Source organism: Lacimicrobium sp. SS2-24 (genome assembly GCF_002201535.1).
In the GTDB taxonomy this organism is placed as follows: Bacteria; Pseudomonadota; Gammaproteobacteria; order Enterobacterales; family Alteromonadaceae; genus Lacimicrobium.
The window spans coordinates 214209-228967 of the sequence record NZ_NIWW01000005.1; the positions used below are offsets into that span (position 1 = coordinate 214209).

Annotated in this window: 9 protein-coding genes; 6 read left to right on the forward strand and 3 right to left on the reverse strand. The window is 52.3% G+C overall.

All coding sequences use genetic code 11. The features are described from left to right. The first annotated feature begins 44 nt into the window (after positions 1–44). From CCY32_RS10715 to CCY32_RS10740, 6 genes are all read left to right on the forward strand, one after another. Positions 45–1916, forward strand: a complete 1872-nt coding sequence (locus CCY32_RS10715; RefSeq protein WP_246840590.1) for a glycoside hydrolase family 13 protein — start codon at positions 45–47, stop codon at positions 1914–1916. 134 nt (positions 1917–2050) lie between these two features. Then, entirely contained in the window at positions 2051–4468 is a 2418-nt protein-coding gene (locus CCY32_RS10720) for a TIM-barrel domain-containing protein (RefSeq protein ID WP_088330622.1), read from the forward strand. A gap of 82 nt (positions 4469–4550) precedes the next feature. Continuing rightward, a complete protein-coding gene (locus CCY32_RS10725) occupies positions 4551–6440 on the forward strand; it encodes an alpha-amylase family protein (RefSeq protein ID WP_088330623.1) in 1890 nt (629 codons plus the stop codon). A 299-nt stretch (positions 6441–6739) separates the two neighbouring features. Beyond that, positions 6740–8197: an MFS transporter gene (locus CCY32_RS10730; protein WP_246840598.1), complete on the forward strand. Its 1458-nt coding sequence runs from the start codon at positions 6740–6742 to the stop codon at positions 8195–8197. Between the two features lie 4 nt (positions 8198–8201). Next, positions 8202–9911: an alpha-amylase family glycosyl hydrolase gene (locus CCY32_RS10735; RefSeq protein WP_088330625.1), complete on the forward strand. Its 1710-nt coding sequence runs from the start codon at positions 8202–8204 to the stop codon at positions 9909–9911. Positions 9912–10153: 242 nt separating this feature from the next. Beyond that, positions 10154–10549, forward strand: a complete 396-nt coding sequence (locus tag CCY32_RS10740) for a DUF3718 domain-containing protein (protein WP_088330626.1) — start codon at positions 10154–10156, stop codon at positions 10547–10549. A gap of 75 nt (positions 10550–10624) precedes the next feature. On the opposite strand, the gene CCY32_RS10745 is transcribed toward CCY32_RS10740, so the two are convergent. The 3 genes from CCY32_RS10745 to CCY32_RS10755 all read right to left on the reverse strand — a co-directional run bounded on the left by CCY32_RS10745 (position 10625) and on the right by CCY32_RS10755 (position 14641). Then, the gene (locus tag CCY32_RS10745) at positions 10625–12217 is read right to left on the reverse strand and encodes an L-lactate permease (protein ID WP_088330627.1); all 1593 of its coding nucleotides are present in this window, start codon (positions 12215–12217) and stop codon (positions 10625–10627) included. A gap of 250 nt (positions 12218–12467) precedes the next feature. Further along, positions 12468–13511 carry an MBL fold metallo-hydrolase gene (locus CCY32_RS10750; RefSeq protein ID WP_088330628.1) on the reverse strand — a complete coding sequence of 348 codons (1044 nt, stop codon included), beginning with the start codon at positions 13509–13511 and terminating at the stop codon, positions 12468–12470. Between the two features lie 107 nt (positions 13512–13618). Then, positions 13619–14641: a LacI family DNA-binding transcriptional regulator gene (locus CCY32_RS10755; RefSeq protein WP_088330629.1), complete on the reverse strand. Its 1023-nt coding sequence runs from the start codon at positions 14639–14641 to the stop codon at positions 13619–13621. Positions 14642–14759: the final 118 nt, after the last annotated feature.

Below are 14759 nucleotides of genomic sequence, written 5' to 3' on the forward strand. Positions count from 1 at the left end.
ATGGGACAATCTTTAATAACTTGTGAACAGTTATGTTAATGCCCATGTTCCGTGTCATACGATACCTGTCTCTGGTTTGCTTTGTTCTTCTGAAATCGACTCAGGTTCAGGCTTATCAGCTAGAACGAGTCGAGCCGTTGTTCTGGTGGACAGGGATGCAGCATCCGACGCTGCAATTGATGATATCAGGGCAAGACATAGGCCAGCTGAGCGCTGACATTGATTATCCCGGCGTGAAGGTGACAGGGGTGCAACCGGCAGACTCTGATAATTATCTTTTTATTGATCTGCACCTTTCCCCTGACACCAAGCCAGGCGTGATGCAGATTAAGTTTACCGATGAACAAGGGATGTCTGTGCTGTCCTCGGATTATCAGCTGAAAGCCCGTGAACCCGGTTCGGCTCAGCGTCAGGGGATGACCCCTGCTGATGTCATTTACCTGATTACGCCGGATCGTTTCGCCAATGGGGATATCCAGAATGACAATCAGGCTTCGCTAAAAGAAAAGGCCAACCGGGATTATAAGGGCGGACGTCACGGCGGTGATATTCAGGGCATGATCGATCACCTGGACTATCTGCAGGATCTTGGGATTACTCAGTTATGGCTCAATCCTGTGCTGGAAAACGATATGCCCAGCTATTCATATCATGGTTACTCCACCACGGATTATTATGGGGTTGATCCGCGTTTTGGTAGCAACGCCCTCTATGCTGAGCTGGCAGAGCAGGCGAAGCAGCGCGGGATGGGGCTGATCAAAGATATCATCCTCAATCATATTGGCTCTGAACATCCGTGGATGCAGGATCTGCCTTTTACAGATTGGCTTAACTATCAGGACGAGCATCTGGCTGGCGAGTTTATTGGTACCACTCATCGTCGCGAGGCGCGTCATGATCCTCATGGTACGGAGTACGATAAGCAGCGTTTTGCCGATGGTTGGTTTGTGCCCACCATGCCGGATCTGAATCAGCAAAACCCCTTTGTGGCCAATTATTTGATTCAGAACAGTATCTGGTGGGTGGAATATGCGGGCCTGTCTGGTATTCGCCTGGACACCTATTCCTATCCAGACAAAAATTTTCTAACCGAATATGGACGTCGGTTGATGCTGGAGTACCCGAAGCTTGGCATTGTGGGGGAGGAATGGACCACGAATCCTGCTCTGGTGGCCTACTGGCAACGAGGCGCTCAACGTCATGATGACTATCAGTCCCATACGCCGAACATGTTCGATTTTCCTCTGCAGCAGGCGGTGGTCAATGGCCTTGTCAACGACGAAAGTTGGGGCACGGGTCTGCGCGAAATTTATTTGTCGCTGGCCAATGACTTTATGTATGCCGACCCCTATGCCCTGGTGATCATGCCGGATAACCATGATATGAGCCGCATTTATACGCAGCTCAATGAGGATCCGAAGTTGTTTGAGATGGCCATGGTGTTGTTCGCGACGACCCGCGGTATTCCGCAGTTTTTCTATGGTTTTGAAATTCTGATGGCAAACCCTGACAGCGATGACCACGGTATCATTCGCTCAGATTTTCCCGGTGGATGGCCGGGTGATGGCGTCAATGGCTTCTCCGGCAAAGGTCTCAGTGCCAGGCAGACAGAAGCGCAGCAATTTGTGCGTAAGCTGCTTAACTGGCGAAAAACCGCCGATGCCGTGCACAGGGGTAAACTGACCCATTACGCACCGGATCAGGGGTACTACACCTATTTCCGCCAGACAGAACAACAAACGCTGATGGTCGTCATCAATAAGAATGATGCTGCGGTGCGCATCGACAGTACGCCCTATTATGAAGTGATTCAGGGGCTGAACGAGGCCACCGATGTGCTCAATGGTGGGACGCAGATGCTGGAAGCATTAACCGTACCCGCCCGCAGCGCAACAATCTTTGAGCTGAATCAATGAGTAAGCGGTGTGGTCGCGAGCGATTCAGTAACAAGGTCACCCAACAAGACGCCTTAGGCATGCTCTGTGACAGAGCGTGCTCGCATGGCCGTTAACCGTTGTATTTTGCAAAGATAAATCAGGCGAAAACCTTCATGAAAAGATTCACCACATTATTCTTTCTCTGGCTCTGGTGTCTGCCCTTACAGGCCGCTGAGCTGGTCAGCCATCATCTGCAACATGGCACATTAATCCTCAATACCAGTGAGGGGAGCGTTACCCTTACCCCTTATGGTGAAGGAGCATTTGAGGTGTTTTATGAGCCTGATGATGTCGCCCAGTTGCCGTCCTTTGCCATTGCTGAGGATGCCAGTCGCAGCGCCGGAACGCTGACAACCCAGGGGGACAAACTGGTGTTCAGTCACGGTGATTTGCGAGCCGTGATCAGTCCATCGCCGGTGCAGATTGCCTACTATCAGGGAGAGCGTTTTTTATTGGCGGAAGAGAAGGGACTCTTTGTTCATCCGACCTTGCGCGGATTCCGCTTTCGTCTCAGTGAATCTGAAAAGCTGCTGGGTGGTGGGCAGCGTGTTCTGGGCATGGACAGACGGGGCCAACGCCTGCCTATGTATAACAAGGCGCACTACGGTTACACCACAGAATCCCGGCAAATGTATTACTCTTTGCCGGCGGTATTTTCCAGTCATAATTACATCCTCGCCTTTGATAACAGCGCCAGCGGTCATCTCGACTTAGGTCACAATGAGAAAGACGTGCTGCAGTTTGAGGCCGTGTCGGGTCGCACCGCTTATCTGATTGCTGCCGGACAGCACTATGCCGATACCCTGTCCCGTTATGTTGAGGTGACGGGGCACCAACCCATGGTGCCGCGCTGGGCGCTGGGCAATTATGCCTCGCGCTTTGGTTACCGCACTGAGGCTCAGACCCGCAAAGTGGTGGCACTTTTTCAGGAACAGCAAATTCCCCTGGATGCGGTGATCCTCGATCTGTTCTGGTTTGGCAGTGAGGTCAAAGGCATGATGGGCAATCTTGACTGGGATCGTCAGGCTTTCCCCGAGCCGGAGCAGATGATAGAGGATTTCAGTGAGCAGGGGGTAAAAACTATCCTGATTACAGAACCTTTTGTGCTGTCTACCTCTGATAAATGGGAGGAGGCCGTGAATGCCGGCGCGCTGGCAAAAAATCTTGCGGGTGAGGTAAAACGTTTTGATTTCTACTTCGGCAATACGGGCTTAATTGATGTGTTCGATCCCGTTGCACAAGACTGGTTCTGGCAGACCTATGACCGTTTGCTAGAGCAGGGTGTAGGTGGCTGGTGGGGCGATCTTGGCGAGCCTGAGGTGCATCCGGCGGATACGCTTCACCGGCTGTCCGACGGTCGTGTCGTCAGTGCTGATGAAATTCACAATGCCTATGGGCACCAATGGGCAAAGATGGTCTTTGAGCGTCACCGTCAGGCGCGTCCCGATGAACGCCCGTTTATCATGATGCGCTCCGGTTTTGTCGGTTCTCAGCGCTATGGCATGATCCCCTGGACCGGTGATGTGAGTCGCTCATGGGGCGGACTAAAGCCGCAGGTGGAGCTTTCTCTGAGCATGGGCCTGCTGGGGCTGGGGTATACCCACTCGGATCTGGGTGGCTTTGCCGGTGGTGAGCAGTTTGATGCAGAGCTCTATACCCGCTGGTTGCAGTATGGGGTCTTCCAGCCCGTTTACCGGCCACATGCGCAGGAAAATATCGCGCCTGAGCCGGTTTTTCATGATGCCAGAACCCGCGATATCGTGCGCGAATTTATCCGATTGCGCTATGCCATGCTGCCGTACAACTACACCCTGAGCTATCTGAACAGTCAAAAGGGAATACCGCTTATGCGGCCTCTGTTCTTTGCACAGCCGCAAAATACCGCCTTGATGGATAACAAAGACAGTTACTTCTGGGGCGATGCCTTTTTGGTGACACCGGTGACCGAGCCTGGTGTGGATGAGGTCAACGTCACCCTGCCTGAAGGCGTCTGGTTTGATTATTTCACTGGCAAACGCTATGAAGGCGGAAAGGTCATTACGCAGCCTACGTCCATCGAAACCTTACCGGTATTGGTGAAAGCGGGCAGCTTTGTGCCTATGGTGGAGCCGGTACTAACTACTAAAGACTACAGTCCCGACGCGCTCATCCTGCACTACTACCACGACCCGAGTGTACAGCAGGGACAGGGACTGATGTATGAAGATGATGGCAGCACTTTTGATGCGGTGGCAAAACGTGAGTATGAAATCCTCTCGTTTAGTGCCAAGCAGCACGAGACATCGCTGGATATTGTGCTCCAGCGCGAGGGATTTGCTTATGCAGGTATGCCAGAGCAGCGGGAAATCACATTAACGGTACATAACTGGCCAAAACGGCCTGATTCGGTGACCCTGAACGGCCAGAAAGTGGCTATCTATGACAGTTATCAGCAGGCGCTGGCTGCGGGGCAGGGCTGTTGGTGGGACAACCAAGGTCTGAGCGTCAGATTCAGCTGGGATCATCACAAAAAGACCATTTCAATTCGTTAGTTTACCGGGTCCATAATCTGGCAAGGGGGAATTCCCCTTGTTCCAGGTGACCCAAAGGCATATTTAGGCAACAGGACAGGCTATGATCAATAAACCTTTTACCCTAACCGTCGTAACGTTACTGATGCTGGGTTGTTCACCCGCAACACCGCCAGAATCAGTCGCTGAACACAGCAAGCAGCGTGACACGGACACCCAGCAGGCCAAACAGACGCAAACACGCCCGGTGGTTTATCAGATGATGACCCGTCTTTTCGGTAATAAAGAAACGCAGAACCTGCCCTGGGGCAGCATAGAAGAAAATGGAGTGGGTAAATTCTCTGATATTAATCAGGCGGCCCTTAAGGGCATAAAGGAAATGGGCGCCACGCATGTCTGGTATACCGGTGTGCCCCACCACGCTGTCATCCGGGATTACACCGAATTTGGTATCAGCCCGGACGATCCGGACGTGGTCAAAGGCCGCGCCGGCTCTCCTTATGCGGTCAAAGACTATTACAACGTCAATCCTGATCTGGCGTCCGATCCTGCCACAAGACTGGAAGAGTTCGAGGCGCTGATAGCGCGCACTCACGCCCAGAACCTGAAAGTGGTGATTGATATTGTGCCCAATCACGTGGCGCGCCGTTATCAGTCGATGTCTGCACCGGACGGTATTGAGGATTTTGGCGCCGGTGATGACACCAGTGTGGAATATGCCCGGGACAACAACTTTTATTATATCCCCGGTGAAGCCTTCGCAGTGCCGGATGGCCCGGCCCCACTGGGAGGAGAGCCCCATTCTCTGGCAGACAGCCAGTTTGACGAAATGCCTGCCAAATGGACCGGCAATGGGTCACGGGCCGCCAAGCCCGACGCCGGAGACTGGTACGAAACCGTGAAGATTAACTTCGGTGTCAGGCCCGATGGCAGTTACGACTTTCCTGTGCTGCCCGCATCCTATGCCGAACGAAGTTGTGCGGATCATCTGGCATTTTGGGCGGATAAGTCCTTGCCTGATTCCTGGTATAAGTTCCGTGATATCGCCCTGTACTGGACCAACAAAGGCGTGGATGGCTTCCGTTATGATATGGCGCAGATGGTGCCGGTGGAGTTCTGGAGTTTTCTCAATTGCTCAATAAAGGCCGTTAACCCGGATGCTTTTTTACTTTCTGAGATTTATATTCCCGAGCAATATCGCAATTACATCTATCTCGGCAAAATGGACTACCTCTACGATAAGGTGGGCACCTATGACGCGCTGCGTGCCATCGTTGAGGGAAAGGTCAGTACCGACAGTTTGCCAGCCGTATTTGCTGACATTGCTGATATTCACGGCCACATGCTGATGTTTCTCGAAAACCATGATGAGCAGCGTATTGCCAGCCCACAATTCGCCGGGAATGCGAATAAGGCGAAGCCCGCGATGGTAGTCAGCAGCACGGTGGCCAGTGGTGCCAACATGCTCTATTTTGGTCAGGAAGTGGGCGAGCCCGCAGCGGCGGATGCAGGATTTGGTCGTGCCAGTCGCACCACGATATTCGATTATTGGGGGGTACCTGAACATCAAAAATGGATGAATGGTGGGCAATTCGACGGCGGTGCGCTGAGTGACACACAACGTCAACTGCGTGATTTTTACGCCAGGGTACTCAACCTGGCCGCCAGCGAGCCAGCCTTTTGGGGTGAGATGGCAGACTTACATCAGGCAAACCGCAGCCAACCCGGCTACAGCGGTAATCTGTACAGTTTTGCCCGTTTTGATGGTGAACAGCGGGTGCTGGTCATTGCTAACTTCGAGCAGCAGGGGAAGGCCTTTGAACTGATTATACCACCGGGCGTTACCGCGGCTATGGGCCTGAAGAACGGCGACTACCTGTTACAGGACCGGCTCTATGGTCAGTATCAGGGGAAATTAAAAGTGGTAAAGGGTAAAGGTGCAGCAATGGTGGAGTTGGGACCCTTAGACTCGCTGGTGCTGAAAATTCGTTAATCAGTTTATGTGATACCGGTGGTGACCGCCGGGTGTTTGCCCCATTAAGTCACTGAATACGTATGTAATGAGCACAAATCCCTCGTGCCGGTGAAGAGTATTTTGTAACATCGGTAGCCGACTATCATTAACACTATTCTTACAAGTTGCCTGTTCATGCAGAACAGGCAACGCTAAAGCAGGAATGTCTCCCTATGCAGAGTACCGATACCCCGGTTGATGTGCAGAGTAATCTCGATGCTGCACCCGCCCCGCTAAAACGCCGCAAGCCAGAACTGAATTTCTGGCAAATCTGGAATATGTGCTTTGGCTTTATGGGCATTCAGTTTGGCTTTGCTCTGCAAAATGCCAATGTCAGCCGGGTGTTCCAGACACTGGGTGCCGACTACAACAATATGGCGTTGTTGTGGGTGGCAGCACCCATAACCGGTCTTATTGTGCAGCCCATCATAGGTTACCTAAGTGACAATACCTGGAGCCGGATGGGGCGTCGGCGTCCGTTTTTCCTGTATGGTGCTATCGCGGCGAGTCTGGCGTTATTTGTGATGCCGAACTCCCCCACTTTGTGGGTGGCAGCGGGCATGTTATGGATCATGGATGCTTCCATTAACGTTTCAATGGAACCCTTTCGTGCCTTTGTGGGGGATATGTTGCCGCGCAAGCAGCGGGCGCTGGGGTACGCTATGCAGAGCTTTTTCATCGGCGTAGGCGCCGTTGTGGCGTCAGCCCTGCCATGGATGATGACAAACTGGATGGGAGTCAGCAATGTCGCGGAGTCTGGCAAGATCCCGGATTCTGTGAAATTTGCTTTTTATGCCGGGGGCGCGGTGTTTTTCCTGGCGGTGTTGTGGACGGTACTGCGCACCAAAGAATATTCGCCGGATGAGCTGGCTTCTTTTGATGATGCTGAACCGGAACAGGGCGGACAACAATACGTAGAACGCGGTGCCCAACAGTATTTTCGCAGCGGCAGTATCTGGCTGATAGTAGGTCTGGTACTGGCCTGGCTGATTGATGCCAATATCGAAAAACTGGATAAAAACCTCTACCTGCTGGCGGGCGGCCTGGCCTGTTTCGGCATTGCCCAGCTCATCGCAGGCGCGCTGGCCAGCAAAGGAAAGCAACAGAATGGCTTTTCTCAGGTCATGGGCGACCTGTTTAACATGCCTGAAGCCATGAAAAAACTTGCTGTGGTGCAATTCTTCTCCTGGTTCCCCTTGTTTGCCATGTGGATTTATACCACCGCGGCGGTGACCAGTCATCACTATGGCAGCACCGATACCACATCTGTACTGTATAACCAGGGTGCGGACTGGGTTGGGGTGTTGTTCGCCGTGTACAATGGCGTCTCCATCATCGCTGCTATTCTCATCCCCGTGATGGTGAAGTTCACTAACCTGCGGTTAACTCACTTATTTAACCTTGCTCTGGGCGGTGTGGGGTTTATTTCCTTCTTGTTTATCCAGGATCCAGTCTGGCTCATCTTACCCATGGTGGGCGTAGGCTTCGCCTGGGCGTCCATCCTATCTGTGCCTTATGCCATCTTATCGAATGCCTTGCCGGTGGCAAAAATGGGATTGTTTATGGGGATTTTTAACTTTTTTATCGTCATACCGCAGATTCTTGCTGCCAGCATTCTGGGTTTTGTGGTGACCAAAATCTTCGACGGTGCGCCGGTGTTTGCGTTGGTGGTTGGTGGTGTCAGCATGTTGATAGCGGGTCTGATGACCCTGCGCGTCAAGATTCAGGAGGAGTAAGTGGATGAAGACTAAAGCGTTATGGGTTGCTGCCACGGCACTGACACTGGGTGCCTGCCAGCCACAGGGAGAAACACCATCACAGGGCGCAACGCCATCACAGACAGCGAGTCCAGCAAGACCGGAGTATGTGGGTACTCACCATCCGTTTGCCAGTGAGGCCGTGTATTTTCTGATGCTGGACCGTTTCGTAGATGGGGACCCATCTAATAATTATCCGCAGCAAGGGGGCGAATACCCCACTTTTGATTTGCCAATTCGTGGTGACGACGGCTGTGAGGCCAATGTGGGCTATCTGGGCGGTGATTTTAAAGGCGTAGTGGATAACGCTGAATTCATTCGCGACATGGGATTTACGGCCATCTGGATGACGCCCATCGTGGACAATCCCGACCAGGCTTTTGCCGGTGGCGAGCCAATAGACTGTGGTGGCGCGTTTAAAGACGGCGGCAAAACCGGCTACCACGGTTATTGGGGCGTGAACTTTTTTGAGGTGGATGAGCACTACCCGTCACAGGGACTGGGATACAAAGAACTGACCCAGACGCTGCGTAATGAATATGGCATTAAAACCGTTTTGGACATTGTCACCAATCATGGCTCGCCCTCTTTTACCATGCCCGAAGATCAGCCCAAATTCGGTGAGATTTATGACCGTGAGGGAACGCTCATTGCCGATCACCAGAATGTATCGCCAGAGGAACTGGACCCTGACAACAATCCGCTACATGGATTCTTTCATACCCAACCGGATATTATGCAGTTGTCCAATCTCAATGATAAGAATCCGGCGGTGCTGGACTATTTTGTAGAGGCATACAGCCATTGGATAGACCAGGGGGCCGCGGCGTTTCGTATTGATACCATCAAACATGTTCCCCATCATTTCTGGAAAGCCTTCAGCGACCGAATTCGCGCCGAGCACCCTGATTTCTTTATGTTTGGTGAAAGCTTTTCCTATGACGCCAACTTTATTGCACAGCATACGATGCCCAAAAATGGCGGCATCAGTGTGCTTGATTTTCCTGGTCAGCAAGCCATGAATCAGGTCTTCGGCGATCCGGACAGTGATTTTGCCGCGCTTGAAGCGTACCTGTATCTGACCCATGGGCCCTATCACAACCCCTATGAGCTCACGACGTTCTACGACAATCACGACATGCCGAGAATGCAGGCCAGTGATGAAGGCTTTATCGATGCCCATAACTGGTTATTTACCAGTCGCGGCATCCCGGTGATCTATATGGGCTCTGAAATAGGCTATATGCGCGGGACGAAAGAGCATCAGGGTAACCGTAATTACTATGGTCAGGAGAATATTGAGCAGGCCAAAAAGCACCCGATACGTGAAAACCTGGCACGGATAGCCAAAGTACGACAACAACTCCCGGCCTTACAACGGGGACTGCAGGTGAACCTCTTATTGGAAGGGCATCAGGCGGCATTTTATCGTATCCTGCAAACAGAGCAGCACGCTCAGACGGTGCTGGTGTTGCTGAATAAAGATGATACGGCCAGTGACTTTGTCATTGAACAATATCTGCAGTATGGTCAGTGGCAGGAAATGCTCAGCAGCCAAACCAGAGAGATTGAAGAAGGACAGCCCTTCACCGACCGGGTGGCGGCCCATGGGGTCAGAGTGTGGGTCAAAGAGGGTGAAATCCATCATCCACAGCTGGAAGAAACGCTGCGCTTACTGATGAAACACCGCTGAAAAACCGTTCACAAGTAATAAATTAACGTTTTTTTTACAAAACCGGCGCCCATCGCCGGTTTTTCCAATTCAGTCTTATTGTTCTTCAGCCCTTTATAAACAAAGGGTGTGGGGGATTCTGCGCATATCAGCAAGCGTTTTTGGTATTAATTGCTATACTTAGGTACTGAATATGGTGCTGTAAACCCGTATTGCTCATTTGTTAGCCTATTCGTGTCAAGACAAGAGAAGAGGCGTTAATCATGAAAAATTCAACTTTACTTCTTATCGGTGCGGTTTCGGCTTTTGCTTTTGCTCCGGCTAGTTATGCCGACATCAACGAAGATTTAGCCAATATCTGCACGATTGTAAAAAATGACGACAAGTCGGAACTGCGTAAAAAACTGCGTGGTGTCCAGAACGACTACCGTCTGAGATTGGGTGACTATTATACGGGTATTTCCTGTGGTGGCAGCAGTCTGATCCGTTACGCGATGGAAAATGGCTCCGTTGAAACCGGAACCTATATGATCAAGCGGATGGGTGTGAGTGACCTGACTGCCGCCGAGAAAGACGGTATGGCGCTTAAAGACTGGGCTCAGTCCAATGGTTATATGGACAGTGAGATCGGTAAAGAGTTACTGGCCAGAATTAACTGATAAAGCGGTTCTGAATAAAGAATACCAAAGCCCGGCACGAGCCGGGCTTTTTCGTTGACGGGATGCACACTTCGCCTAAAGGATCAGCCACACCAGCGCCCCTGAGGCCAGACAATAATAGAGCATCGGTAACAGAGTGTAGCGGATGATGCGACCTTCTTGTCCGGATAGTCTGACGACACTGGCCGCCGCCACCACATTGACCACACAGATCATATTACCGGCATTGGCGCCCAGCATTTGCAGCGCCAGTATCAGGTGCTCAGGCAATCCACTTTGTATGGCCACGGATTGTTGTAAGGAGGCAAACATCATATTGGAAAACGTCGCCGAACCGGCGATAAACGAGCCCAGGGCACCGACAAAGGGGGCCACCCAGCTCCAGTGCTGAGTAAACTGACTGGCGGCCAGTTCGGCCAGCTCCATTGGCATTGATGCCAGTTGTGCTCCGTTACTCTCGGAATTGAGAAAAACCCGCACCATGGGCACGGCAGCAGCCAGTGAGATCATTGCGGCTCTGAGGCTCAGAGCACTTATTTTGAAGGCCTCGGTGACACTACTCACTGTCATGCGGTGCAATACCGATGTGATCAACACCGTGACAATAAACAGGGTGCCGGGCAAATACAGCACCGCCACAGAAATCGAGAGCCCGCTGCCGATGATGTCGCTCCATTGGATCACGATAGACTGCAACCAGCCCTTCACCGGAAGCCAGTTGAGCCTGGAGATGACCAGCAGCAGTGCCACCACCAGATAAGGTGTCCAGGCGCGCAGCAGACCCAGCTGTGAGCGCTTTTCGGGCTGTGTCGCATTGCCTTCGTCCGGGTCATCAAACTGCCAGTCCAGTGGCGGCAGCAAGATGCGCTTTTTGACCATGAGACTGACGATCAGCAAACCGCACAAAGCACCGATCAGAGAGGGAAACTCCGGGCCCAGATACGAGGCGACCAGATAAGCCGGCAGCGTAAATGCCAGGCCGCTGATCAGGGCAAAAGGCGCGATGGCAAAGCCTGCACGCCAGCTCGGTGTAGGGCTGAAAAACCGGCACAGCATAAGGCAGAGTATCAGCGGCAGCAGCGATGCGACCACCAGGTCGAGACTGATCGCAGTGACACTGATCGCTTTAATACTGAGTGGGTCTGTATGCTGCAGGCCCTCAGTCATGCCCACTAAAACCGGTGTGCCAATGGCGCCAAATGACACCGCGGTGGAATTGGCAATTAACGCCAGGCTGACCGCTGCCATTGGCGGGAATCTTAATGCCAGCAACAAGGGTGCGCAGATCGCCGCGGGTGTGCCGAATCCTGCTGCCCCTTCAAGAAAACTGCCAAACAACCAGGCAATGATAATCAGCTGGACTCTGGGATCCGGCGACAGTGAAACAAAGGCCTGTCTGATCACATCCAGTGCACCGGAGCGGCGCAGGGTATTGAGCAGGCTGAGGGCTCCGAACAGGATCCACAAAATGGTTGCGGCGATAACCCATCCCTCTAATACGGAGGCCACCAACATGCCAGCGGGAACCTGCCATACCCACCAGGCCATGATCAGGGTAAACAGCAGGCTCAGGGGCATGGCCCGCGTCGCGGGGAGCCGCATGACAACCAGCAAAATCAGGGTGCTGATAACCGGTATGGCGGCACTGAGCAATTGCAGACTTGTCAATGAGGATCCCTCTGGTGTTTTGTGTGCAGGCTAATGATCATCTGGTCCAGTAAGACCCAATCCATGATACGGCGTGGCCCCGGTTGAGCGATTTATAGCATACAAAGATGGCAACATGGCAGCTAAGACGCAGATGTGAATGAAAACACGCATCAACAGGCTTTCACAGCCATCAGCGTCTGTTAAGAGCGGCCCGGTTGAAGTCTGTGATGCTCACTTCGCCTGTCGTAGCAGGGAGAGCAGACAGGCGCTATTTCTTTGCAGCGGCATGTTCTGTTTGGTATGTCTGCAGGATGGCTTCTTCGGCGATGGCATCAAAAAACCGCTGTTTGAGGGGATCGTCGCCGGTGAGCCGCGTTCTGCTGTCGGTCAGATCAACATGTTGGCTGAGCGCCTGTTCACCGAGGTGAGCATGCTGACTGACTTGTTGCAAAAGCGCATGAAGATAGTGATTAATGTCATCAAGCAGCGTGTTATTGCGCAACAGCTCACCGTGACCGGGTAACCAATAGGCAACAGGAAGCTGACCAATGGTCTCCAGACTGCTAAGCCATTGGCGGGGATCGCCGTGGCCCACATAAGGCACGGTATCCACCAGATCTCCGCAAGCCAGCAGTTTTTGTTCCGGCAGATACACCGCCAGGTCGGCGCGGGTATGGCCTGACAGCGGCAGCACCCGAGCGGCAAAACCGTACTCACTCAGATCAAAGGGGGCATCAATGAACTTGTCCGCTGCCACAAACTTGGCATGCTGGTTGGCGTCAACCCAAGCCTGTGCCTGCTCGATTCGTTGCGCCTGAGCAGTGGCTTCGGCAGCGCTCAAAACAGAGCCATCTAACTTCTGACCTTTTTCCAGTTGCGATCTTGCTAATATCAGCTGCTCTTGCAGACCACTAATACGTTCTTGCAGGGCTTTGGCGGCACGTCCGGGAACGTCTTCCTCATGACTGGTGTGGCCCAGGATTGTCAGTGCATCGCCATAAACCTGTTTATACAGTGCATTACCCTGAGTGTGATCACCATGCCAATGGGTATTGATCAGTAGCGTGATCGGTTGACCAATTTGCTGCCTGACAAAGTGGATGAGGGTTTCCACATCATCACGGCTTTGCTGGCTGTCCACGATCATCACCCCCTGCTCACCACGAACAATCAGGCTATTGCTGTCATCAAACCTTTCCTGTTCAGGTTGTATGGCGACCCATACCCCATCGTCAATCTGCTTAATGTGCATGGCGCTGCTGTAATAGCTCACACACAGCAATACACTCAGTAAAAGGTATCGTTTCATCATCGGTTTGTACCCCGTGTTTGTTCTGACGTTAGCAGGTGACAAGGGGGGGCGAAACCCGCTAGGGATAAAGGTGCACTTTTCAGGGGCATGCGGTCAGTTGCCGGGCGCTACGGGTTGCCACAGGATTTTCGAATCACCAGTTCAGCAGGGATCAGCACTGGCTTGGGAGTCTCTCCCTGAATCAGTTTAATCAGACTGGTTACCAGCAGCTCGCCCGCCTTTTTGGTATTTTGATGCACTGTGGTGAGCGGGGGATTGGCAAAACTGGCAAGCAGAATATTGTCATAACCTACTACGGCGATATCGCCTGGCACATCAATGTCTTTGTCTTTTAGCGCGCGCATGGCACCAATGGCAATCAGGTCACTGGCGCAGACAATGGCATCAATGTCATCGGATTTTTGCAGTAACGTCACGACGGCCTGGTAACCGGAATCCTCCGTGTTAATCGCATCGATCTGTAAGGGCGAGTCCTGGCAGCCTGCTTGTTGCAGGGCGTGACACATGCCTTTAAAGCGCTCATAAAACTCGGGACAGTGACTATCCGCACCACCAATAAAGGCAAGATGCTTGCGGCCATGACTAATCAGGTGTTGGGTAATTTTATAGCCCCCCTGAAAGTTATCACACCCCACAGACAGGCCCGGATGATCCTTATCTACCTCTCCCCAGCGCACAAAGTGTGTCTTTTGCTGCTCCAGCTTACTGAGTTTGTCCTGGTAATTCATATAGTCACCATACCCCAGTAGAATGATGCCATCGGCTTTGTTGGTGTCCTCATAGTCGGCATGCCAGTCAGTGCTGTAGTGCTGAAATGAGACCAGCAGGTCATACCCTTCCTGAGCACAAGCTTTGGTGATACTGCCGAGCATGGACAAAAAGAACGGATTGATCATCGAGTCATCGGAGGTGGGATCTTCAAATAATAACAGTGCAATAGTGCGGCTGTTGCGCTGACGCAGGCTACTGGCATTCTTATCCACCTTGTAATTGAGCTGGCGAGCAATTGCCTGAACTTTTTCGCGGGTTTCCTGGTTAACCAGAGGACTGTTACGCAGCGCCCGGGATACGGTGGACTGGGAAACGCCGGCCATATGGGCAATATCAAAGGAAGTCGCCTTATCTCTCATTACGCTCCACTCTGTTGGAGGAAATACAACGGATAAGGTGTTTATACACCAGTATCTGAACACAGGGCAAATGATCCGTTACCGGCGACAGGGTGAAGGCCAGGCAAGGGCGTTATGC

What these genes read in the sequence shown, in the direction of transcription:
- CCY32_RS10715 (WP_246840590.1), top strand. Translation starts at nt 45, where the DNA reads ATGTTCCGTGTCATACGATACCTGTCTCTGGTTTGCTTTGTTCTTCTG.
- CCY32_RS10720 (WP_088330622.1), top strand. Translation starts at nt 2,051, where the DNA reads ATGAAAAGATTCACCACATTATTCTTTCTCTGGCTCTGGTGTCTGCCC.
- CCY32_RS10725 (WP_088330623.1), top strand. Translation starts at nt 4,551, where the DNA reads ATGATCAATAAACCTTTTACCCTAACCGTCGTAACGTTACTGATGCTG.
- CCY32_RS10730 (WP_246840598.1), top strand. Translation starts at nt 6,740, where the DNA reads ATGTGCTTTGGCTTTATGGGCATTCAGTTTGGCTTTGCTCTGCAAAAT.
- CCY32_RS10735 (WP_088330625.1), top strand. Translation starts at nt 8,202, where the DNA reads ATGAAGACTAAAGCGTTATGGGTTGCTGCCACGGCACTGACACTGGGT.
- CCY32_RS10740 (WP_088330626.1), top strand. Translation starts at nt 10,154, where the DNA reads ATGAAAAATTCAACTTTACTTCTTATCGGTGCGGTTTCGGCTTTTGCT.
- CCY32_RS10750 (WP_088330628.1), bottom strand. Translation starts at nt 13,511, where the DNA reads ATGATGAAACGATACCTTTTACTGAGTGTATTGCTGTGTGTGAGCTAT.
- CCY32_RS10755 (WP_088330629.1), bottom strand. Translation starts at nt 14,641, where the DNA reads ATGAGAGATAAGGCGACTTCCTTTGATATTGCCCATATGGCCGGCGTT.